The organism is Flavobacterium sp. (assembly GCF_046073885.1).
Lineage (GTDB): Bacteria > Bacteroidota > Bacteroidia > Flavobacteriales > Flavobacteriaceae > Flavobacterium.
In genome coordinates, this window is record NZ_JBJTND010000020.1 from 20,665 (window position 1) to 40,982 (window position 20,318).

The following is a 20,318-nucleotide window of genomic DNA, read 5'->3' on the forward strand; positions in this document are numbered from 1 at the left end:
ATTGTTTCTTTGATTGCAAATTTTTTTCAAAAATTTTTCTATATCTTTATGAATTATAAACAAACTGTAAAGCTAAAAGTTTTAGTATTAATTTGTTAACCGATACTATTTTTTTAAAAAAAATATGGAAATCATTAAAAATATAAGTTCCTTAGAAACCTATGAAGTTAGACAACCTGTATTAAGGGCGGGGAAACCTATAGAAAGTTGCCAATTTGATGGGGATGATTTACCTACCACCAAGCATTTTGGAATTTATAATGATGAAAAATTAGTCGGAGTTGTTTCTGTATTTAACAAAATAAATAATATTTTTAAAGGCCCAAATCAATTTCAAATTAGAGGAATGGCAATTTTATCTGAATATCAAAAAAGAGGATTCGGAGAAAAATTACTGCACCACTGCGAAGTATTCATTAAAAGCCAAAACGGTACCTTAATATGGTTCAACGCACGGGAGTCGGCCGTTTCTTTTTACGAAAAATCGAATTACAATAAAGTTGGAGCTCTTTTTTCAATCCCTGAAATAGGACCTCATTATTTAATGAAAAAAGAAATTGATCCGCTATGAACAAATTTTTCTCTGTTTTATTTCTAACTTTTTTTGCATTTTTCCTCAAAATTATCCCGAATAGATTTGAAGCAAATTCAACTTTCGGCGCCTTTACTTTTTATCAAAAAAACAGTCCAATTGATTCTGTCTTAGTATTAAACACCCATAATAATCTGCTGATAGATTTTTATCGAAAGAAGAATTTTGAATTAGTTTGGAATTCAAAATCAGACAGAGATGCCCTTCTTCAAGAAATCGCAAATTCGGAAAACGAAGGATTAGAGCCTAGAGATTACAATCAAGAAACTTTGCAGAATTTTGAGAAAAATAGAGCTACCCTATCCGATTCATTACTTATAAATTATGATATCGCCCTAACCTTGAGCGCGCAAAAATTAATTTCGCACCTCAGCAAAGGGAAATTAAACCCAAAAAAATTATATCGTAATTGGGATTTAGAAGAAAGAACAATTTCTGAAAATGCTGTTTTAGATGAAGGATTAAAAAACAGCACCCTTAAATCAAGTCTTGAAAATTGCAAACCCAATCATTGGATTTATAAAAAACTAAAATCGAGTTTACGTCTATTAAAACAATACCCTCCAGAAAAGTCGATAGCATTGGTCAACTTAAAGGAAAGAATCTTACCAAATACCAAAAACAATTACATTCCCATCATCAAAAAAAGATTGAACTACTGGGGTGATTTAAAAGAAAAAGACACGCTACTGATCACTTTTTACAATAAAAAAACACAAGAAGCTGTAAAGGCATTTCAGGCGAGACACGGATTAAAAGTAGATGCAATTATTGGAAGAAGCACCATTGAAGCCTTAAATTTCAGCAGAAACCAACGCATCGAACAAGTCATTGCCAATTTAGAACGCTGGAGATGGTTTTCACATACTTTTGAAGACAATTACTTATTAATCAACATCCCCGATTATTCCATCGTGGCCGTAAAAAATAACGATACCATCTTATCTCAAAGAATTGTAGTAGGAAGAGAAACCCGTATGACGCCTGTTTTAGATTCTAAATTGACAAACATAAACTTAAACCCAAATTGGACAGTACCACCCACAATATTAAAAGAAGATATTTATCCGGAAGCCAAGAAAAATCGAAATGTATTCAAGAAAAAAGGACTTCTCATTTTGGATAATGAAAACAATGAAATAAGCCCATATGATTGGAAAATTGAAGACGCTAGCCAATACAAATATGTTCAAAAACCAAGCAGAAACAATTCGCTTGGCTCCATGAAAATAAATTTTCCAAATCGTTTTTCAGTATATCTTCATGACACCAACCACCGTGATTTTTTCGATTACACTTTTCGTTCGCTTAGTTCGGGTTGTGTCCGACTTCAAAAGCCTCTTGAAATGGCAACCTATATATTAAACGATACCTTAAAATGGCCTTTACAAAAGATTAAAGACACGACTGACATCAACTACTACAATAAATTACAAAGAAAAAAACAGATGGCTATCGATTTGAAAAACTCCAGATTGCTAGCTAAAAATCCATTCTTGAAAATTGATAGTAAACCTTTACCAAAACCTGAACTTAAAACCATTGTAGTTAAAATCAAAGACCCTATTTATTTGCATTTGTGGTATTGGACCGCATGGGAAACCAATGGAATTCTACAATTTAGAGAGGATATTTATTGCTTGGATGCCGACTTGTATTCTAAATTAAAATATTAGATAAAAAAAAATTGAAGCAGTGTGTAACAATTAACTATTTTTTTTGACTACTATACAACAAGAAAATTAATTTTGCACCCATAAATTTTACCATGCAAAAAAACAAAACCTACTATATACTTTTTATAGCATTAATTAGTTCGCTAGGCTATTCACAAGCTCCAAAAAAAACCTTACACACCCAATTCTGCAATGAGAAAATCAATGTAGATGGAAAATTAACGGAGGCTATTTGGGCAAAAGCTGATATAGCAAAAGACTTTTTAATGATTAATCCAGATAATGGAAAAACAGAGCCAAAAGAAAGAAGAACTGAAGTAAAAGTGGTTTATGACAATGACGCTATTTATATTGGTGCCACACTTTATGACAATGAGCCAAGTAAAATAAGAAAAGAACTTGCTTCAAGAGATAGTGATGCTTCAGCAGATATTTTTGGCGTTTTTATTAATGGATATAATGACAGTCAACAAGAAGCTCGGTTTGCGGTAAGTGCGGCTGGAGTTCAAACTGATGCTATGTATACAAGCAATGGCAATCAAGATTTATCATGGAATGCCATTTGGGATAGTCATGTTGAGATTACCAATTATGGTTGGGTGGTAGAAATGAAAATTCCATATGCGGCTTTGCGTTTTTCTTCTGAAAAAAAACAAACCTGGGGTTTAAATTTTTATAGAGATATCAATAGAGACCGACAACAATTTACATGGAATTTAATAGATAATAAAATCAACAACGAAAGTGTTCAAGCCGGATTATTGGAGGGAATTGAAAATATTGACACTCCTACCCGTTTATTCTTGATTCCCTATTCTTCTTATTATTTGAGTAGTAATCAACAACAAACTAAAGGTGAATTAAAAGGTGGTTTGGATATAAAATACGGTATTAATGATGCCTTTACATTAGATGCTATTATGATCCCCGATTTTGGTCAAACGGTGTTTGATAATGTGGTCTTGAATTTAAGTCCGTTTGAACAACAATTTGCAGAAAACAGACCTTTTTTCACAGAAGGAACCGACCTTTTTAATAAAGGAAACATTTTTTACTCAAGAAGAATTGGCGGCGGACCATCAACCTATGCAAATTTAGACACCAATGAGGAGTTTATAAAAAACCCTTCCAATGTGAATTTATTAAATGCTCTAAAAATTTCAGGTAGAACAAAAAACGGTTTAGGAATTGGAGTTTTAAATGCAGTAACCGACAAAACCTTTGCAGAAATTCAAAATACGGTAACCGGCGACCGCCGCAAAGAATTAGTAGAACCTTTGGCAAACTATAATGTTTTAGTTTTAGATCAACGCTTTAGAAAAAACTCATCTGTTTCACTTGTAAATACTAATGTTACAAGAAATGGTGATTTTAGAGATGCAAATGTATCTGCTTTGGTATATGATTTGAATACAAAGGCAAACACTTATAATCTTTCGGGAGATCTTAAATACAGTTATGTAAATGATTCTAGAGCTTTAGAAATTAAAAAAGGTCATGAAATGTCTTTGAATTTTTCTGAAACAAGCGGAAAATACAGATATTCAGTGGGAACCGAATATTACTCTAAAAACTATGATCCAAATGATTTGGGAATTAATTATCAAACCCATTATCATGATTTTTATGCAAATCAAAGCTACCGAATATTAAATCCAACTAAAACATTTAATAGTTTCTACATTGGGTTAAATGAATATGTTGAATTTGATAACCGAACCGATCGATTACAAAATGCAAGCTTTTCGCTTAACATTAATACGGTAAATAAGAAAAATGATTATTATGGTTATGGGTTTAATTTTAGACCAATGAAAATTTCTGATTTTTATGAACCGCGTTCAGAAAACGAAATGAAATTTATTTTGCAACCAAAATATGTGAATCCTTGGTTTTATTTGTCTACCAATTATAATAGAAAATTTGCAGTAGATTTCAATCCGGCAGTTGCTATTGTAGACGGAAAAGAGCGCTATAACATCAATGCTTCTATCACTCCAAGATACCGTTTTAGCGATAAATTATCTTTGAGCTACACCTTTTCTTACAATTACCAAAATAACAATATTGGTTGGGCAGCATTTGATTCCAATTCAAACACTATTTTCGCAAAAAGAAACCGAACTACATTCAGTAATTCATTACAAGGGAAATATTCTGTAAATAACGTAATGAATTTTAACTTAACAGTAAGACATTATTGGAGTTACGCTTTATCTAATGAATTTTATACACTTCAAGACGACGGAAATTTACTAGAAAACACAAGTTATTCTACAAATCAAGACCGTTACTTTAATTCTTGGAACTTGGATTTAAGTTATTCTTGGTGGTTCGCTCCCGGAAGTCAGATTTCGGTTTTATATCGAAACAGTTCTACCTATTATCCTGGGGGAGATTTTAGTCAAGACTATGGTCAAAATTTCAAAAATTTATTCCGTCCCGAAAGCTTGAATAATACGGTTTCGATTAGTTTCCGATATTTTATAGATTACAACCGAGCAAAACATTGGTTTTAATATAAATAGCGCTTCTATTTCATACTAAAATTGCTAAAACGATTTCGTTTATTTTATCTAAAATTAACGCTATTCTATTCCCTTTCGATTTTGCAATTGACTATATTTGTGGAAATTTAAGTACCATGAATAAGAAAGTAATTTTGATGATTCTTGATGGTTGGGGAAAATCACCTGATCCAAAAGTATCTGCTATTGACAATGCTAACGTTCCGTTTATAAATAGTTTATATACTAAATACCCAAATGCTCAGTTACGCACAGACGGTCTAAACGTAGGCTTACCGGAAGGCCAAATGGGGAATTCGGAAGTAGGTCACATGAACTTAGGGGCAGGCCGCATTGTATATCAAGATTTAGCCAAAATAAATTTGGCCGTTCAAAACAAAACCATGAACCAAGAAAAGCCATTACTAGATGCTTTTCAATATGCGAAAGACCACAATAAAAAAGTGCATTTTTTAGGGTTGGTTTCTAATGGTGGCGTGCATTCCCACACCTCTCATTTATATGGATTATTGGATGCGGCGCAAGATTTTGGTTTAGAAAAAGTATTTATTCATGGGTTTACTGATGGTCGCGATGTCGATCCTAAATCGGCAGCAACCGATATAGCCAATTTAGAAAATCACATCAAAAATTCGAATGCTAAAATTGCTACCTTAATAGGCCGCTATTATGCAATGGACCGAGATAAAAGATGGGAACGAGTAAAATTAGCGTATGATTTATTGGTACATAATGAAGGTACCCATTGTTCAAATGCAGTTGAAAGTATTCAAAAAAGTTATGCTGATAATGTAACTGATGAATTTCTACAACCGCTTGTAATGGTTGATGCAAATGGCAATCCACTGGCTAAAATTGAAGAAGATGATGTAGTTATTTTCTTTAATTTCAGAACCGACAGAGGACGAGAATTAACCGAAGTACTGTCTCAAAAAGACCTACACGAATTCAACATGCATAAAATGAATTTGTACTATGTTACCATGACCAATTATGATGACACCTATCAAAATGTACATGTAATTTACGATAAAGACAACATTACCGAAACCCTTGGTGAAGTATTAGAAAAAGCGGGGAAAACCCAAATTCGTATTGCTGAAACCGAAAAATACCCTCATGTTACTTTTTTCTTTTCGGGTGGAAGAGAAATTCCATTTGAAGGAGAAACAAGAATATTAAGAAATTCTCCAAAGGTGGCTACCTACGATTTACAACCCGAAATGAGCGCCTATGAATTAAAAGACGCATTAGTTCCCGAAATTAATAAAGGTGAAGTAGATTTTGTGTGTCTGAATTTTGCCAATGGCGATATGGTAGGTCATACCGGAGTTATGGAAGCAGCAATCAAAGCATGTGAAGCGGTAGATGCTTGTGTAAAAGAAGTGGTTGAAACAGCTTTAGCAAATAATTACACTACAATTATTATTGCCGATCATGGAAATTGCGAGACCATGATTAATCCAGATGGTTCACCAAATACAGCACACACCACGAATCCGGTGCCGATTATATTGGTAGACAACGAATTGAAAAACATTCACGATGGTGTTTTGGGTGATATCGCTCCTACTATATTAGATTTAATGGGGGTTGCACAACCTGAAGCCATGACAAGACATTCTTTATTATAAAATAAAAAGCCTCCATTTAGGAGGCTTTTTTATTTATGCTACGAATACTAATTTAATTTGCAAATTAATTCTTCTAAAGTAACTTGAACTTGTTCACCGGATACAATATTTTTTAAAGTAAATAAATCGCCCGAAATTTCTTTAACCACAAACGGAATTCCTCTTTTTTCGGCATGCTTAAATTGTTTGTCAATTTTAGAAGCATCCGGATATAATTCCGATTTAATATTTTGGGCTCTCAATTTTTGAATGGCTTGCAACGCAGCAAAAGCTTGGTCATCACCAAAATTTAAAAACAAAACTTTAGAACTTGAAGTCACTGTTTCTGGAAATAAATTTAGTTCTTCAACAACCAAATAAATTCGGTCTAAACCAAAAGAAATTCCTACACCACTCATATTTTTCAAACCAAAAATTCCGGTTAAATCATCATAACGACCTCCTCCACCTATTGAGCCCATTGCAACTTCTTTAGGTGCTGCCACTTCAAATATGGCTCCGGTGTAATAATTTAATCCACGTGCAAGAGTAACATCCAAATCTAAAATTGCTTTTTTTAAACCTAATTTAGATACATTTTCACAAATAAATTGCAGCTCTTCAATTCCTTTTTTACCTTCTTCTGAAGAGGAAAGTAAAGCAGATAATTTTTCGATTTTTTCTAATAAGGTTCCAGTGAAGTTGAATAAAGGCTGTACTTTTTGAATTGCTGATTCTGAAATTCCTTTTTCAAGCATTTCTTTTTTAACGCCCTCCTCACCAATTTTATCTAATTTATCTAGGGCAACTGTAAAATCAATTAATTTATCAGAAGCGCCAATCACCTCAGCAATCCCCGATAAGATTTTGCGGTTATTTATTTTAATAGTCACCCCATTCAATCCTAATTCGGAAAAAACTGCATCATACAACTGAACCAATTCGACTTCTTGCCACAATGAAGTAGAACCCACCACATCGGCATCACATTGATAAAATTCTCTAAACCTTCCTTTTTGAGGACGGTCGGCACGCCATACTGGCTGAATTTGATACCGCTTAAACGGAAACTCAATTTCGCTTTGGTGCTGCACTACATATCTTGCAAAGGGCACAGTCAAGTCATAACGAAGTGCCTTTTCGGAAATTTTACCGGTAAGTTGCTTTGAATTTAAGGTCGCCAATTCTTCAGATGAAACTTTATCTAAATAGTCTCCCGAATTCAATATTTTAAAAATCAAGCGATCGCCTTCTTCACCATATTTACCCATAAGGGTGTCTGAATTTTCAAAACTCGGAGTTTCAATTGGCTGGTAACCAAAATTTTCAAAGTGATTTCGAATAACCGAAATAATATAATTCCGCTTAGAAACCTCAGCAGGTGAAAAATCGCGTGTCCCTTTGGGTATACTTGGTTTGGATGCCATTTTAAATTTGTTAGAAGTTGGTATTTGGAAGTCAGAAATTACCCTTTTTACACCTTCCAACTTCCGTCTTCCAACATTTACTAGAGTAAAATTCAAATTCCTCTGCAAATATCTAAATTTTTAAACTATTTTATAATTGTTATGACACAAACTTGTAACAAAATCCGTAAATTCGTGTCAAATAGAGATTATGAAAGGAGTTTTTAAAGAAAATATCAAGATTGCGCTTGGTTCTATTCGAGCACAACTATTACGGACGGTACTTACTATTGTAATTATTGCTATCGGAATTACTGCATTAGTGGGTATTCTTACAGTGGTTTCTGCAATTGATTATACTTTAAATTCTAAGTTTGCTTCAATGGGTTCGAATACATTTAGTATTAATCAGTATGAATTTAGAACCCGAAACCAAGGAGGCGATGAAGTTGAAAAAATCAATCCGATTATTTCTTATCCTGAAGCAAAAGCTTACAAAGAAAAATTCAATTACCCTTTCACAAGAACTTCACTATCCTTTACTGCTACCGGAAGAGCCGAAGTAAAATTTGATAATGAAAAAACAGATCCTGAAATAGCTGTTTTGGGTGTGGATGAATATTTTACTGCTAACAATGGTTTTGAAGTGACTCAAGGTCGAAATTTTAATGGTTTTGATATTTCAAACAATACTTACACCTGTATTGTTGGTAGTGATTTTGCGACCAAAGGACTCTTAAAAGACGTAAATCCTATTGATAAAATAATCTCCATTCGAGGGGCTAAATTTAAAGTGATTGGTGTATTAAAAGAAAAAGGTTCCACCTTTGGAAACAATCAAGATTTACGAGTTTTGATTCCAATTCAGGTGGCTCGTTCCTTGTTTTCTGCTCCCAGCATTAACTATACCATAAGTACTATGGTTGATAAAAAAGAGTTTTTTGAAGCCGCTGTAGATAATGCAACTGTTACCATGCGACAAATTAGAAAACTCAATCCGGTGGAGGAAAATAATTTTGGTATTTCGCGAAGCGATGATTTGGTTAACCGAATTGCCGAAATGACTGGCGTTTTAAGTATTTCTGCATGGATAATCGGAATTATTACCATACTCGGTTCTTCTATAGCCTTAATGAATATTATGATTGTTTCGGTAACCGAAAGAACTCGAGAAATTGGAGTTCGAAAATCATTGGGTGCCAAACGCAAAACAATTGCTTGGCAATTTTTTATGGAAACCCTGTTAATTGGTCAAATTGGTGGTTTTGTTGGAATTATCTTCGGAATATTGGTAGGATATTTAATGGCTACCGTAATGGAGTTTGGCTTTGTAATTCCGTGGGGAGCTATATTGGCTGCGGTAATTACCAGTTTTATTGTGGCGTTAGTCTCCGGATTATATCCTGCAATAAAAGCCTCTAAGCTTGATCCTATTGAAGCATTGCGTTACGAGTAAATTGTAGTTGGAAAACAAAAGTTGTACTTATTTTTCGCTTCGAGTCATTCGATCGTTACCATAAATATCTTTCTTTAATTCAGTAGAATTAAAACCAAATTTTTCTAGCAATTGTAGTGTTTCTTTTCCTAAATATTGATTGATTTCAAAAAACAACTTTCCTTTTTCAACAAGATTTTGGTTAGCTAATTCCGCTATTTTTCGATAAAAAAGTAAGGCATCGGAATCTTCCACAAACAAAGCCAAATGAGGTTCATATTCCAACACATTGGGTTTGATTTCCGCTTTTTCAAGATGGCGCACATAAGGCGGATTGGAAACTATTATGTCGAAATGAGTTGAAAGTTCTACCAAATCGTTAATTTTTAAAATATCTGCCTGAATAAAATTCACTTTCACCTTATTGGTATCTGCGTTTTTTTTGGCAACAGCCAGCGCCTTTTCGGAAACATCCACAGCAAAAACTTCAGCATTTGGTAAGTTTTTAGCCAAGGAAATTGCAATACAACCACACCCCGTTCCTATATCGAGAATTTTCAGACTTCCCGGAGCTGACTCCCGACTTTCGGCTACAATCCATTCGACTAATTCTTCGGTTTCGGGCCTTGGAATTAAGGTGTTTTCATTAACCATAAATGGCAATCCATAAAATTCGGTCGCACCTATTATATATTGTATGGGCTTTTGATTTAATAATTCTGATAAGGCGCTTTCCCATTGAATCAATTGCAAAGCATCCATTTCCATATCTGGATTCAACGCTAAATCGATGCATTTTTTACCCTGATAACTTTCCAATAACAGATAAAAAAAACTTTCAATTTCTTGCTCATCATAAATGGAAGAAAGCGCAGTTAGCATTTTGGATTTGAAGGTTTTTAATAGCATCAGTTAATTATAATTGTTTTATCATCCATACCGGACAACTGGTGTGACCTGTTCCGCCAAGTGGTTCGGAAAGGTATTCAAAACCAACTTTTTTATATAAATTTTGCGCATTTAACATTACAGGCAATGTTTCTAAATAGCACTTTTCATAGCCAAATTCTTTGGCTTTCGCCAAACATTTTTGAATGAGTTGCAAACCGAATCCTCTACCTCGAGCCTCTGGCAAGAAATACATTTTTTGTAACTCACAGATATTTTCATCAGAATGATCCAATTGATTGATTCCGGCACCTCCAACAATTTTATTATTTTCTTCAATCACAAAATAAATTGACTTAGCACTTTGATAGGCTTCAAACATAAAGTCCAATTGCACATCAGCAAAAGCAGTTCCTGTTTTTGGATAGTTTTCAATAATAAAAACCTCGCGAATAACAGTGGCTATTTGAGGATTATCTTCTTTTTTTATTTCTCGGAGTAACATAAACTAAATCGTCTAACATTCTAAAATCAAAAAGACTTATTTTTGTGGTGTGAAGATACATGAAAAATACATACAACGCTGTATTGAACTTGCCAAAAATGGCTTGGGCACGACTTATCCTAACCCTTTGGTAGGTAGCGTAATTGTGTATAATGACCAAATTATTGGTGAAGGTTGGCATCAAAAGGCAGGAGGTCCGCACGCCGAAGTTCATGCTATTCAATCGGTTAAAGACAAATCATTACTTTCAAAAGCTACCATTTATGTGAGTTTAGAACCCTGCAGTCATTTTGGAAAAACTCCGCCTTGCAGTGATTTAATTATTGCAAATAAAATCCCAAATGTAGTCATCGGAACAGTTGATCCATTTGCAAAAGTGGCAGGAAATGGGATAAAAAAATTAATTGAAGCGGGGGCAACTGTTACTGTAGGAATTTTAGAAGACGAATGCAACGAATTAAACAAACGCTTTTTTACTTTTCATACAAAAAAGAGACCTTATATTCTATTAAAATGGGCGGAGAGCAAAGACGGTTTTATTGCTCCTGTTACTAAAGAAAAAAAAGCACCCGTTTGGATAACCAATGAAATTTCGCGGCAATTGGTTCATAAATGGCGAAGCGAAGAACAGGCTATCTTAGTTGGAACGAACACGGTTTTGGAAGATAATCCTGCTTTAACTACCAGAAACTGGTCGGGAAACAATCCGATTCGAATAGTTTTAGATCAAAATAATAAAATTTCAAAAGAAAGTCATATCTTTGATAATCAGGCAAAAACTATTTCAATTGGTTCGAACGAAATTCCGTTTGATGAAAATCTAGCATTTCATGTTGCTTCATTTTTATATGAACAAAACATTCAATCGGTGCTTATTGAAGGTGGAGCTCAAACCTTGCAAACTTTCATTGATTCAAATTTATGGGATGAAGCAAGGGTGTTTAAAGGAGGAATTTCATTTAAAAATGGCGTGAATGCACCCCAAATTAAAATTGCAAATTCAAATAAAACACAATTAATAGAGGATGAACTAGTAACTTTTAGAAATCATGATAACAACCATCATTTTTGATTTTGGAGATATTTTTCTCAATCTAGAAAAAGAAGCACAAGTTGAAGCATTTAATAAGCTCGGTTTAACTACACCCAATGAAGATTTAATATCTAAAAACGATTTATTTGAGAAGGGAAAAATAACGGAGCAAGAATTTCTAGAATCGTTTCAAAAATACATCCCTAACGCTAGTTTAAGTGAAATAAAAGACGCTTGGAATACCATAATAGGCGATTTTCCTTTATATCGATTGGAGTTTTTACAATTATTATCTTATAAATATAAGTTGTTCTTACTGACCAATACCGATGAAATTCACATCAACTATTTTGAACAAAATGTAGGCACTTCGTTCTTCAGCGATTTTTATCAATGTTTTGAAAAAGTTTATTATTCCTATGAAATGGGGATGCGAAAACCTGAAGAATCAATTTACTCCTATATTATTAATAAGAATAATTTAAATCCAAAAAACACCCTATTTGTTGATGATAAAAAAATAAATACGGATGCCGCACAAAATCTAGGTTTGCATGTTTGGAATTTACAAGTTGGACAAGAAGATGTAGTTGATTTATTTAAACAAAAACACCTTCCATTTTAGTATTATCATTATTTTTCAATCATTGCAAGACACCTACAAAACAATAGCTTTTGCCTCGGAGGAAATTTTATTTAAAGAAAAAAATAGTAAATTTTTTGGTTATGCATTTCCTGTAACCAATGAGGAGGAAATAAAAAATCATTTGGAACAGTTAAAAAAGCAGCACTATAGCGCCGTGCATAATTGTTATGCTTTTCAAATAGGAACCGAAACCATCCAATATCGAGCAAATGATGATGGCGAACCCAACAATACTGCAGGAACGCCGATTTACGGACAAATTCAATCTTTTGGATTAACCAATATATTAGTGGTGGTTGTGCGTTATTTTGGAGGCGTAAAATTAGGAGTTGGAGGATTAATTACAGCTTATCGAACCGCAGCTCAAATGGCCTTGGAGGCATCTGAAATAATTGAAAAAACAATCAACGTTACCTACTCCATTACTTTTGATTACAAAAACATGAACAAAGTCATGCGTGTGATTAAAGAAAAAAACATCGAAATTGAAACTCAAAAAATGGATTTAGGATGTGAAATTATCATTTCAACCCGAAAAAAAAATGCAGAAAATGTATTTGAAATTTTCAATTCAATGTTTGAAATCAACATCAAAAAAGTAGAATAACTTATTCTGCATAAATTACATCTAAAATATACTGGGGCGGTTGCGTTGGTCTACCTGTTTTTACATCAACAAAAACCAAAATAAAATGGGCTGTTGTTAATAACTCCTCATTTTCATTATGGATTTCGCAATCAAACTCAATCTTCACTCCGCTGTGATTTTTTAATTTGGTTGAAATGGTTAACACATCATCGTAACGAGCCGGCTTTTTATAATTAAGATGCATGGAAACAATTGGCAATGCAATACCGTTTTGTTCCATGTCTTTATAGGAAACTCCTTTGTTTCTAAGCCATTCCACACGACCTATCTCAAAATAGGGTACATAACTTCCATGATATACTACTCCCATTTGATCGGTTTCCCCATATCTAACTCTTACTTCTACTTTATGTTCGTTCATCTTAAATTTTTACTTTTTATCTAATTAACAATAACTCTATACAACATTTTTTTTTAAAAAACCATAGCAAAATATTTTTTTTAATGGATTTTTATCCACATATTTGTTACCCCAAAAAAAACAGAAAGAAATTTCTTTTTCATCTGTTTAAAGACCATAATATAATTTAGTAATTTTAGTAAGAATATGAGCAAAACTGCGCAATCAGTTTGGGAAAATTGTCTACTTTTCATAAAAGACAACATCCAAGAACAGGCCTACAAAACTTGGTTTGAACCTATTAAATCTGTTGAATTATCAGATAATGCATTATATATTCAAGTTCCTAGCAAATTCTTTTATGAATGGCTTGAGGAACATTACGTTAAATTATTAAAGGTCGCTTTAACTAAAGAACTTGGAAAAAACGCAAAGTTACTCTATAAAATTAAAATGGAGAACACTTATGGCAATAAACAACCATTTACAGAACAATTACCAAGTGCTCACCGCAGCCCAATTAAATCACAAGAAGTTGATGCACCTTTTAAAAATTTAAATCCAGAGTTAAAAAATCCTTTTGTAATTCCGGGAATTAGAAATTTAAAAATTGAATCGCAATTAAATCCTAACTATAGTTTTGATAATTTCCTTGAAGGAGATTCCAATCGTTTAGCACGATCTGCAGGTATGGCTGTTGCCAATAAACCGGGTGGAACTTCATTCAATCCATTATTAATTTTTGGAGGAGTAGGTTTAGGAAAAACACACTTAGCACACGCTATTGGAGTTGAAATTAAAGATAAATATCCTGAGAAAACCGTTTTATACATTTCTGCAGAGGTATTTACACAACAATACATAGATTCGGTTAAGAAAAACAACCGAAATGATTTTATTCATTTTTACCAATTGATTGATGTATTAATCATTGATGATGTACAATTTTTATCAGGTAAAACAGGAACACAAGATGTGTTTTTCCACATATTCAATTACTTGCACCAAAACGGGAAACAAGTTATCCTTACTTCGGATAAAGCACCTGTTGACATGCAAGACATTGAACAACGATTATTATCTCGTTTCAAATGGGGTCTTTCTGCCGAGTTACACCAACCAGATTACGAAACAAGAGTTTCTATCTTAAAGAACATTCTGTATCGTGATGGCGTTGAAATGCCAAATGAAATTATTGAATATGTTGCCCAAAACATTAAAACGAATGTTCGTGAACTTGAAGGTGCTATCATTTCATTAATTGCACAATCTTCTTTCAATAAAAAAGAAGTTACAATAGAACTTACCAAAAACATTGTAGAGAAGTTTGTGAAGAATGTGAAACGCGAAATCTCTATAGATTACATTCAAAAAGTGGTTTCCGATTATTTCCAATTGGATTTAGATACTTTACAATCTAAAACAAGAAAGCGCCATGTAGTTCAAGCAAGACAATTGGCTATGTTCTTTGCTAAAAAGTTTACAAAAGCTTCTTTGGCAAATATTGGATCGCAAATTGGAGATAGAGATCACGCTACCGTGCTTCATGCCTGTAAAACTGTAGACAATCTTGTTTCTACCGATAAGCAATTCAAAAAATTTGTAGAAGATATTCATAAAAAATTATCTCTATAATTTCAGTTCATTTCTAACTTTTCCTTTTGAAGGAGATAGAAAATATAGCTATGCCAATCAAAATTGTAATGGTATGTTTAGGAAATATTTGCCGATCTCCCTTGGCAGAAGGTATCTTGGCCTCTAAACTCCCTAAAGATAAATTTCTTGTTGATTCTGCTGGAACTGGATCTTGGCATATTGGCAAACAACCCGATCATCGATCTATTGCCACTGCAAAAAAACACGGCATCGATATTTCGAATCAAAAAGGAAAACATTTTACTTCAGATTTTTTTGATGAATTTGACTACATCTATGTTATGGATGGCAGCAATTATGACAATGTAATTGCATTGGCACCATCAGATCAACAAAAAGAAAAAGTAAAACTAATTTTAGAAGAGCTTTTTCCTGGTGATAATGTAGATGTTCCTGATCCTTATTATGGATTACAAAATGGCTTTGACATGGTTTACGATATGCTTGACGAAGCCACCGATTTGCTTGCAAAAAAACTAATTGCAAAACACGCGTAATGAATACCCCAAACCTTAAAGGGAAATTATATCTCATACCAACAACTCTAGGTGAAAGCAATGCCGAAGAAGTTTTACCACAATTAGTTAAAAGAGTAATTGAGACCGTAGACCATTACATCGTTGAGAATGAAAAAACAGCTCGTAAAAGCATCCGAGCAGTTTTCCCAGAAAAGATACAATCTTCCTTACTACTAAGCACGCTTAATAAGCACACCGACATTAGTGAACACAACGAAATGCTTCAACCGTGTTTAAAAGGAATTAATATTGGATTAATGAGTGAAGCGGGTTGTCCTGGTGTTGCAGATCCGGGTGCGGCAATTGTTAAATTAGCTCACGAAAAAGGAATTCAAGTTGTGCCTCTAGTAGGACCTTCCTCTATTTTATTGGCAATGATGGCATCTGGTATGAATGGGCAAAGTTTTGCATTCAACGGCTATCTTCCTATTGATAAATCGGAGAAAAAATCGGCTTTAAAAAATTTCGAAAAATTATCTCAAGACAAAAATCAATCACAACTGTTTATTGAAACTCCCTATAGAAACAATAAATTAATGGAGGATTTGTTGCAAACTCTTCATCCAAATACGCACCTGTGTATTGCCACTGATATTACATTACCAACAGAATACATCAAAACCTTTAGGGTAAGTGAATGGAAAAGAGTTAAAGTAGATCTTCACAATAGACCAACAATTTTTATTTTACACAAAACGTAAACTAAAAACTAAACTTTAGGGCTGCTGTCTGGTTTAATATTGTGGGTTTCGTAACCTCCAAATTTTCTCAAATAACTTTTTACCGAAGTTCCATAACCGTCTCTACATCTTTTTTTACCATTAGACTCCAAGAATCTTCTTATAGATCCGGCGCCTCCTAAGTGAGCCGCAGCAAGTATTCCAGATTCGGTTACACGAACACCATCAATAGTCTTTCCTCTGTATTCTTCAATAATATCTTGAAGTTTGTATTTATTATATTTTATTAAAGCTACGAATGCTTTTTCTTGTAACTCGGGTGAATTTAAAAAAGCAGAATTACTTTTAATACCAAAAAAGCGCAAAGCATCAGAACCAAATTGGTATTTACCCATATATCCTAGTGAATTTACTAAATGATATTGACCTAAAGATTCGCGAGTTGCAATGGCTTCTTTAAAACCGATGAAGTGTTTTCCGATAAAAGGTAGGGATTGGTGAAAATAATCGGATGGATTTTCGGATGGGAATTGATATAACAATTCCTCCTTTTGGCTTACATAAAATCGTTTATTATTTAACTCTTCTGAAGGCTTAAAAGCAGAACTAATATAACCTACAATTAGAACGATTCCTATGTAAAACAACCATTTATTTATCATAAATTGTAATTTCCAAGCGCTGTCACCATCTTGATATTGACGGGGCAAATATACAACTTATTTTTAAATAAAATTGAAAATCAAGCAGTTAAGGATTTTAGAAGTACAAATAGTGAAACTTAATTCCTTGTAAAGTGCTTATTTCTAGGGTTGGAGCAGGAATTTTTATCGAATTAAAAATTGAAAAAAAAGTGCTCAAAAAGTGTGATTTTGTCTTAATTTTAGTCAAATCGGCATCCAAACTAAGGTAAAATTGTCGGCATCTTTTAGTTTCTAAAGAAGAAAAAGCAGTGTTATTTTCAACATTTCCGGTCAACATTCCCTCTGCTCCATAACCAACAGCAACATTCAACCATTTTGGAATTTTGGAGGATTTAAAAAAGGAACCCACATTTGCAGAAAGCCAATAGGTTTGTCCGTTATAATCTTTTAAAATTTGCTCACTTAATGAGGATCCCAAAACATTGGGACGAATACTTGCGTACTCAGTGGCATGAAAAGAAAATTTTGGAGTAATACGTTGTTCGTTCCATAGCAATTCTTGAGAAACAAATAAAGCAGTACCCGATGCATTGGCGAACATATCTCCCCAGGAATAACCCCATTCTGCAGAATAGCCATCAAAAACCTCAACGACACTCATAAAAGCCAATCCAATAGTTGCGCCATAAATTAATTTACTTTTCTTACTGCAACCCGACCAATGCAAAGCATTATAACCGAAGGCTCCCATATGATAGGAAGAAAATAAATGTCCGGCCTTATCCATTTGAAGCCATTCATCATTATCATTTATTGAATGTAAATTAGCATGAGGATAGTCTGCATACCAAAGTTGATTTAAACCAATTAATGCTCCCGAAGCGAGAACTCCCTCTGAAAGAACCACCCCTTTTAATCGAGTTTGATTTAGTGTATCGGAAGGTTGTAAAAAGGATTGCAATTCACTTTGTGCTAATACAAATTGAAAATGCAACAATAAAAAAGCAAATAATAAAACTGATTTTTTCAACTTTTATCGGTTGGTTCCGGTGCTATTCAACCAAGTAGAATATTTTTTTGCATTAACTTGATGCTCTTCATAGGTGGCAGCAAATTCATGGTAGCCAAAACGCTCCACACTTGCACAAAAATATATGTAATTATTGTCGTCTGGGGATAAAACCGCATCAATAGCCGTAATATCTGGCATAGCAATTGGCCCCGGAGGCAAACCGGTATTTACATAAGTATTGTAAGGTGAATGGATACTTAAATCGGCATATAAAACTCGTTTAATAATTTGATCGAAATTATTGTTTTTAAGTTTTACAGCATAGATAATTGTAGGATCGGCTTGAAGTGGCATTCCTTGAGCCAATCTATTTAAATAAACGCGCGCTACTTTAGGGCGCTCGTCTTTCTTAACCGTTTCTTTATGAACTATTGAAGCGAGTGTCATGACTTCAACAGGAGTCAAACCTAGTTTTTTTGCTTTTATTAAACGCTCTAAAGTCCAGAATTTTTTATATTCTTTAAGCATTTTATCTCTAAATTTCTCTGCAGAAACATTCCAATAAAACTCATAAGAATTTGGAATAAACATGGCAATCACATTTTCTTTAGTGAAGCCATTTTGTTTTAAAAACAGAGAATCTCTAAAAACAGAAAGTAATTTTGTAGTGTCCGGTTCTATTTGTGAGCTAATTCGATCACACAAATTTTCTAAGCGCTCTTGATTATTAAACGCTAGATTTACTGGCATATTTCTTCTCAATGCAGAAACCAACCCAAAACTACTCATCCCCTCTTTTAATAAAAAGCGACCTGGCTTAACATTTTCATCATAAGAACGAACACCTGCCATGAATTTAAAATTATTGGTGTTATCAATGTAGGGCGAAACCAATTCCAGCACTTTAACAAAGTTAGAACCTGTAGGAATTTCAATGTAAATTTCCTTTGAAAGACCTTTAGTATTACTTGTAAAATATTTGCTATAAACGATAATGGTGATAACTAAAAATACACCAGCAGCAGATAATAAAAGGGTTTTAAACTTTGTGTTCAAAATAAAATCTATTTTAGGGTTAGGGCAATTTAAGAATTAATCAATTGAACAAATAATTCATCCTGAAAGGCATTATTGATGTAAATCCAATCTTTTTTGACTCCAATTTTTTGAAATCCAAAAGTAGTAAAAAGGTTTAAACTTGATACATTCTCTGAACCAATATTTGCATAAAGTTGGTGTAATTGCAATTGTTTAAAGGAGTAATCAATTAGTAATCCCAAGGCTTCTTTACCAAAACCTTTACTTCTGTCTTTATCATTTTGTATTACGATTCCGATTCCAGCTCTTTTATTTTTGGGATCAAAATCAAATAAATCGATGAGACCAATTGCAGTATCCGACTCCTTAATACAAATTGCCAGTCGTAATTGTTTGGCTTCATAAATATCTTGGTGGGCATTTTCTAAATATTGTCGAATCAAAAATTTACTGTAGGGAGTTTGTGTATTACTCACCTCCCAAATGGATTCATCATTTTCAATTTGATAAATAAAATCCAAATCTTCGGGTTCAAGAGCGCGGAGATAAATATGTGATCCGGTTAGTGTCATAAATTTAGATTTCTATTTCTCCTTCAAAAACAAAAGTGGCAGGTCCTTCTAATAGCACATTTTCGTATCCTGTATTGGTTTTTTCAAAAGAAACTTTAAGTTTACCACCTTCAACATCAATTGCTATTTCATTCGAATTTGTTTTTCCGATAGCATTCATAGCTATTGCTGTAGCTGTGGCACCAGTTCCACAAGAAAGTGTTTCGTCTTCTACGCCCCGTTCGTAGGTTCGTAATCGGAAATTGTTTTCACTTAATTGACTTACAAAATTCACATTACTACCGGCTTTTCCATATAAATCAGAATAACGAATAGCGGCACCCTCTTTTTTAACATCTAGGTTTTGAATATCATTCACCAAAGTAACATGATGCGGAGAACCTGTATTTAGAAAAATATAATCTGCTTCTATTTTCACTTCTTGAACGTCTTTCATTTGTAGCGAAACCGAACCATTTTCTAGAATCGTAGCATGGTGTAATCCGTCTGTAGCTATGAAAGTGGTTTTATCATTAATTATTCCGAGGCTTTTTGCAAAAGCAACAAGGCACCTTCCACCGTTACCACACATGGAGCTTTGGTTTCCATCTGAATTGTAATACACCATTCGAAAATCGGTATCGGCATCATTTTCTAAAAGTATCAAACCATCTGCACCAATACCAAATCTTCTATCGCATAACTTTTCAACAAGTGCAACAGATTCCTTTGGAAAAAATCCCAATCTATTGTCAATCATAATAAAATCATTGCCTGTGCCTTGGTATTTGTGAAATTTCATTTGTAGAATGATTACTAGTTAAATACTATTTTTCAAAGCAAAGTTACAATTATTAATGATAAGTTAAAGATTGTTAAACGAGCGTTAAAGCATTTTTTTTAAAAAT

Annotated in this window: 20 protein-coding genes; 11 read left to right on the plus strand and 9 right to left on the minus strand. The window is 33.5% G+C overall.

Features of this window, described 5'->3' with window-relative positions; all coding sequences use genetic code 11:
* Positions 1 to 124 precede the first annotated feature (124 nt).
* From ACKOWY_RS02995 to gpmI, 4 genes are all read left to right on the plus strand, one after another.
* Positions 125 to 571: a GNAT family N-acetyltransferase gene (locus ACKOWY_RS02995; protein ID WP_408939958.1), complete on the plus strand. Its 447-nt coding sequence runs from the start codon at positions 125 to 127 to the stop codon at positions 569 to 571.
* Positions 568 to 2,268: a murein L,D-transpeptidase gene (locus ACKOWY_RS03000; protein WP_408939959.1), complete on the plus strand. Its 1,701-nt coding sequence runs from the start codon at positions 568 to 570 to the stop codon at positions 2,266 to 2,268. Before ACKOWY_RS02995 ends, ACKOWY_RS03000 begins: the two co-directional genes overlap by 4 nt.
* A 92-nt stretch (positions 2,269 to 2,360) precedes the next feature.
* On the plus strand, positions 2,361 to 4,787 hold the full coding sequence (locus tag ACKOWY_RS03005) for a DUF5916 domain-containing protein (protein WP_408939960.1): 2,427 nt from the start codon (positions 2,361 to 2,363) through the stop codon (positions 4,785 to 4,787).
* Positions 4,788 to 4,912: 125 nt separating this feature from the next.
* The gene (gpmI, locus tag ACKOWY_RS03010) at positions 4,913 to 6,430 is read left to right on the plus strand and encodes a 2,3-bisphosphoglycerate-independent phosphoglycerate mutase (protein WP_408939961.1); all 1,518 of its coding nucleotides are present in this window, start codon (positions 4,913 to 4,915) and stop codon (positions 6,428 to 6,430) included.
* A 47-nt stretch (positions 6,431 to 6,477) separates the two neighbouring features.
* On the opposite strand, the gene hisS is transcribed toward gpmI, so the two are convergent.
* Entirely contained in the window at positions 6,478 to 7,836 is a 1,359-nt protein-coding gene (hisS, locus tag ACKOWY_RS03015; protein ID WP_408939962.1) for a histidine--tRNA ligase, read from the minus strand.
* A 190-nt stretch (positions 7,837 to 8,026) separates the two neighbouring features.
* Between hisS and ACKOWY_RS03020 the strand changes: the two genes are divergently transcribed.
* Positions 8,027 to 9,271: an ABC transporter permease gene (locus tag ACKOWY_RS03020; RefSeq protein ID WP_408939963.1), complete on the plus strand. Its 1,245-nt coding sequence runs from the start codon at positions 8,027 to 8,029 to the stop codon at positions 9,269 to 9,271.
* 27 nt (positions 9,272 to 9,298) lie between these two features.
* Here ACKOWY_RS03020 and prmC read toward each other — a convergent pair whose 3' ends face one another.
* Both prmC and ACKOWY_RS03030 read right to left on the minus strand, forming a co-directional pair.
* The gene (gene prmC / locus ACKOWY_RS03025) at positions 9,299 to 10,159 is read right to left on the minus strand and encodes a peptide chain release factor N(5)-glutamine methyltransferase (RefSeq protein ID WP_408939964.1); all 861 of its coding nucleotides are present in this window, start codon (positions 10,157 to 10,159) and stop codon (positions 9,299 to 9,301) included.
* A gap of 7 nt (positions 10,160 to 10,166) precedes the next feature.
* Positions 10,167 to 10,643 (minus strand): GNAT family N-acetyltransferase, encoded by a 477-nt coding sequence (locus tag ACKOWY_RS03030; RefSeq protein WP_408939965.1) that lies wholly within the window; start codon positions 10,641 to 10,643, stop codon positions 10,167 to 10,169.
* Between the two features lie 49 nt (positions 10,644 to 10,692).
* Here ACKOWY_RS03030 and ribD point away from each other — a divergent pair, with 49 nt between their 5' ends.
* The 3 genes from ribD to ACKOWY_RS03045 are packed head-to-tail and all read left to right on the plus strand — an operon-like array spanning position 10,693 to position 12,929.
* The gene (ribD, locus tag ACKOWY_RS03035; RefSeq protein WP_408939966.1) at positions 10,693 to 11,715 is read left to right on the plus strand and encodes a bifunctional diaminohydroxyphosphoribosylaminopyrimidine deaminase/5-amino-6-(5-phosphoribosylamino)uracil reductase RibD; all 1,023 of its coding nucleotides are present in this window, start codon (positions 10,693 to 10,695) and stop codon (positions 11,713 to 11,715) included.
* Entirely contained in the window at positions 11,693 to 12,301 is a 609-nt protein-coding gene (locus ACKOWY_RS03040) for an HAD family hydrolase (protein WP_408939967.1), read from the plus strand. Before ribD ends, ACKOWY_RS03040 begins: the two co-directional genes overlap by 23 nt.
* The gene (locus tag ACKOWY_RS03045) at positions 12,270 to 12,929 is read left to right on the plus strand and encodes an IMPACT family protein (RefSeq protein WP_408939983.1); all 660 of its coding nucleotides are present in this window, start codon (positions 12,270 to 12,272) and stop codon (positions 12,927 to 12,929) included. Before ACKOWY_RS03040 ends, ACKOWY_RS03045 begins: the two co-directional genes overlap by 32 nt.
* Before the next feature lies 1 nt (position 12,930).
* Here the strand turns inward: ACKOWY_RS03045 and ACKOWY_RS03050 are convergent, their stop codons facing one another.
* Entirely contained in the window at positions 12,931 to 13,332 is a 402-nt protein-coding gene (locus ACKOWY_RS03050; protein ID WP_408939968.1) for an acyl-CoA thioesterase, read from the minus strand.
* A gap of 186 nt (positions 13,333 to 13,518) precedes the next feature.
* Between ACKOWY_RS03050 and dnaA the strand changes: the two genes are divergently transcribed.
* From dnaA to ACKOWY_RS03065, 3 genes are read left to right on the plus strand one after another with little or no spacing between them, the layout of a single operon-like run.
* On the plus strand, positions 13,519 to 14,946 hold the full coding sequence (gene dnaA / locus ACKOWY_RS03055; protein WP_408939969.1) for a chromosomal replication initiator protein DnaA: 1,428 nt from the start codon (positions 13,519 to 13,521) through the stop codon (positions 14,944 to 14,946).
* Between the two features lie 50 nt (positions 14,947 to 14,996).
* Complete coding sequence (locus ACKOWY_RS03060; RefSeq protein ID WP_408939970.1) at positions 14,997 to 15,464, plus strand: low molecular weight protein-tyrosine-phosphatase; 468 nt, start codon at positions 14,997 to 14,999, stop codon at positions 15,462 to 15,464.
* The gene (locus ACKOWY_RS03065) at positions 15,464 to 16,186 is read left to right on the plus strand and encodes an SAM-dependent methyltransferase (protein ID WP_408939971.1); all 723 of its coding nucleotides are present in this window, start codon (positions 15,464 to 15,466) and stop codon (positions 16,184 to 16,186) included. Before ACKOWY_RS03060 ends, ACKOWY_RS03065 begins: the two co-directional genes overlap by 1 nt.
* Positions 16,187 to 16,194: 8 nt before the next feature.
* Here the strand turns inward: ACKOWY_RS03065 and ACKOWY_RS03070 are convergent, their stop codons facing one another.
* The 5 genes from ACKOWY_RS03070 to dapF form a co-directional block, all read right to left on the minus strand.
* Positions 16,195 to 16,827, minus strand: coding sequence for a peptidoglycan-binding protein LysM (locus ACKOWY_RS03070; protein WP_408939972.1), 633 nt, complete (start codon positions 16,825 to 16,827; stop codon positions 16,195 to 16,197).
* A 97-nt stretch (positions 16,828 to 16,924) separates the two neighbouring features.
* On the minus strand, positions 16,925 to 17,839 hold the full coding sequence (locus ACKOWY_RS03075; RefSeq protein ID WP_408939973.1) for a DUF2279 domain-containing protein: 915 nt from the start codon (positions 17,837 to 17,839) through the stop codon (positions 16,925 to 16,927).
* 3 nt (positions 17,840 to 17,842) lie between these two features.
* Complete coding sequence (gene mltG, locus ACKOWY_RS03080; RefSeq protein ID WP_408939974.1) at positions 17,843 to 18,877, minus strand: endolytic transglycosylase MltG; 1,035 nt, start codon at positions 18,875 to 18,877, stop codon at positions 17,843 to 17,845.
* Positions 18,878 to 18,906: 29 nt separating this feature from the next.
* A complete protein-coding gene (locus ACKOWY_RS03085) occupies positions 18,907 to 19,431 on the minus strand; it encodes a GNAT family N-acetyltransferase (RefSeq protein ID WP_408939975.1) in 525 nt (174 codons plus the stop codon).
* 4 nt (positions 19,432 to 19,435) lie between these two features.
* Positions 19,436 to 20,212: a diaminopimelate epimerase gene (dapF, locus tag ACKOWY_RS03090; protein WP_408939976.1), complete on the minus strand. Its 777-nt coding sequence runs from the start codon at positions 20,210 to 20,212 to the stop codon at positions 19,436 to 19,438.
* Positions 20,213 to 20,318: the final 106 nt, after the last annotated feature.

Coding starts and splice junctions, on each gene's coding strand:
- ACKOWY_RS02995 (WP_408939958.1), top strand. CDS start 125: ATGGAAATCATTAAAAATATAAGTTCCTTAGAAACCTATGAAGTTAGA.
- ACKOWY_RS03000 (WP_408939959.1), top strand. CDS start 568: ATGAACAAATTTTTCTCTGTTTTATTTCTAACTTTTTTTGCATTTTTC.
- ACKOWY_RS03005 (WP_408939960.1), top strand. CDS start 2,361: ATGCAAAAAAACAAAACCTACTATATACTTTTTATAGCATTAATTAGT.
- gpmI (WP_408939961.1), top strand. CDS start 4,913: ATGAATAAGAAAGTAATTTTGATGATTCTTGATGGTTGGGGAAAATCA.
- hisS (WP_408939962.1), bottom strand. CDS start 7,836: ATGGCATCCAAACCAAGTATACCCAAAGGGACACGCGATTTTTCACCT.
- ACKOWY_RS03020 (WP_408939963.1), top strand. CDS start 8,027: ATGAAAGGAGTTTTTAAAGAAAATATCAAGATTGCGCTTGGTTCTATT.
- prmC (WP_408939964.1), bottom strand. CDS start 10,159: ATGCTATTAAAAACCTTCAAATCCAAAATGCTAACTGCGCTTTCTTCC.
- ACKOWY_RS03030 (WP_408939965.1), bottom strand. CDS start 10,643: ATGTTACTCCGAGAAATAAAAAAAGAAGATAATCCTCAAATAGCCACT.
- ACKOWY_RS03040 (WP_408939967.1), top strand. CDS start 11,693: ATGATAACAACCATCATTTTTGATTTTGGAGATATTTTTCTCAATCTA.
- ACKOWY_RS03050 (WP_408939968.1), bottom strand. CDS start 13,332: ATGAACGAACATAAAGTAGAAGTAAGAGTTAGATATGGGGAAACCGAT.
- dnaA (WP_408939969.1), top strand. CDS start 13,519: ATGAGCAAAACTGCGCAATCAGTTTGGGAAAATTGTCTACTTTTCATA.
- ACKOWY_RS03060 (WP_408939970.1), top strand. CDS start 14,997: ATGCCAATCAAAATTGTAATGGTATGTTTAGGAAATATTTGCCGATCT.
- ACKOWY_RS03065 (WP_408939971.1), top strand. CDS start 15,464: ATGAATACCCCAAACCTTAAAGGGAAATTATATCTCATACCAACAACT.
- ACKOWY_RS03070 (WP_408939972.1), bottom strand. CDS start 16,827: ATGATAAATAAATGGTTGTTTTACATAGGAATCGTTCTAATTGTAGGT.
- ACKOWY_RS03085 (WP_408939975.1), bottom strand. CDS start 19,431: ATGACACTAACCGGATCACATATTTATCTCCGCGCTCTTGAACCCGAA.
- dapF (WP_408939976.1), bottom strand. CDS start 20,212: ATGAAATTTCACAAATACCAAGGCACAGGCAATGATTTTATTATGATT.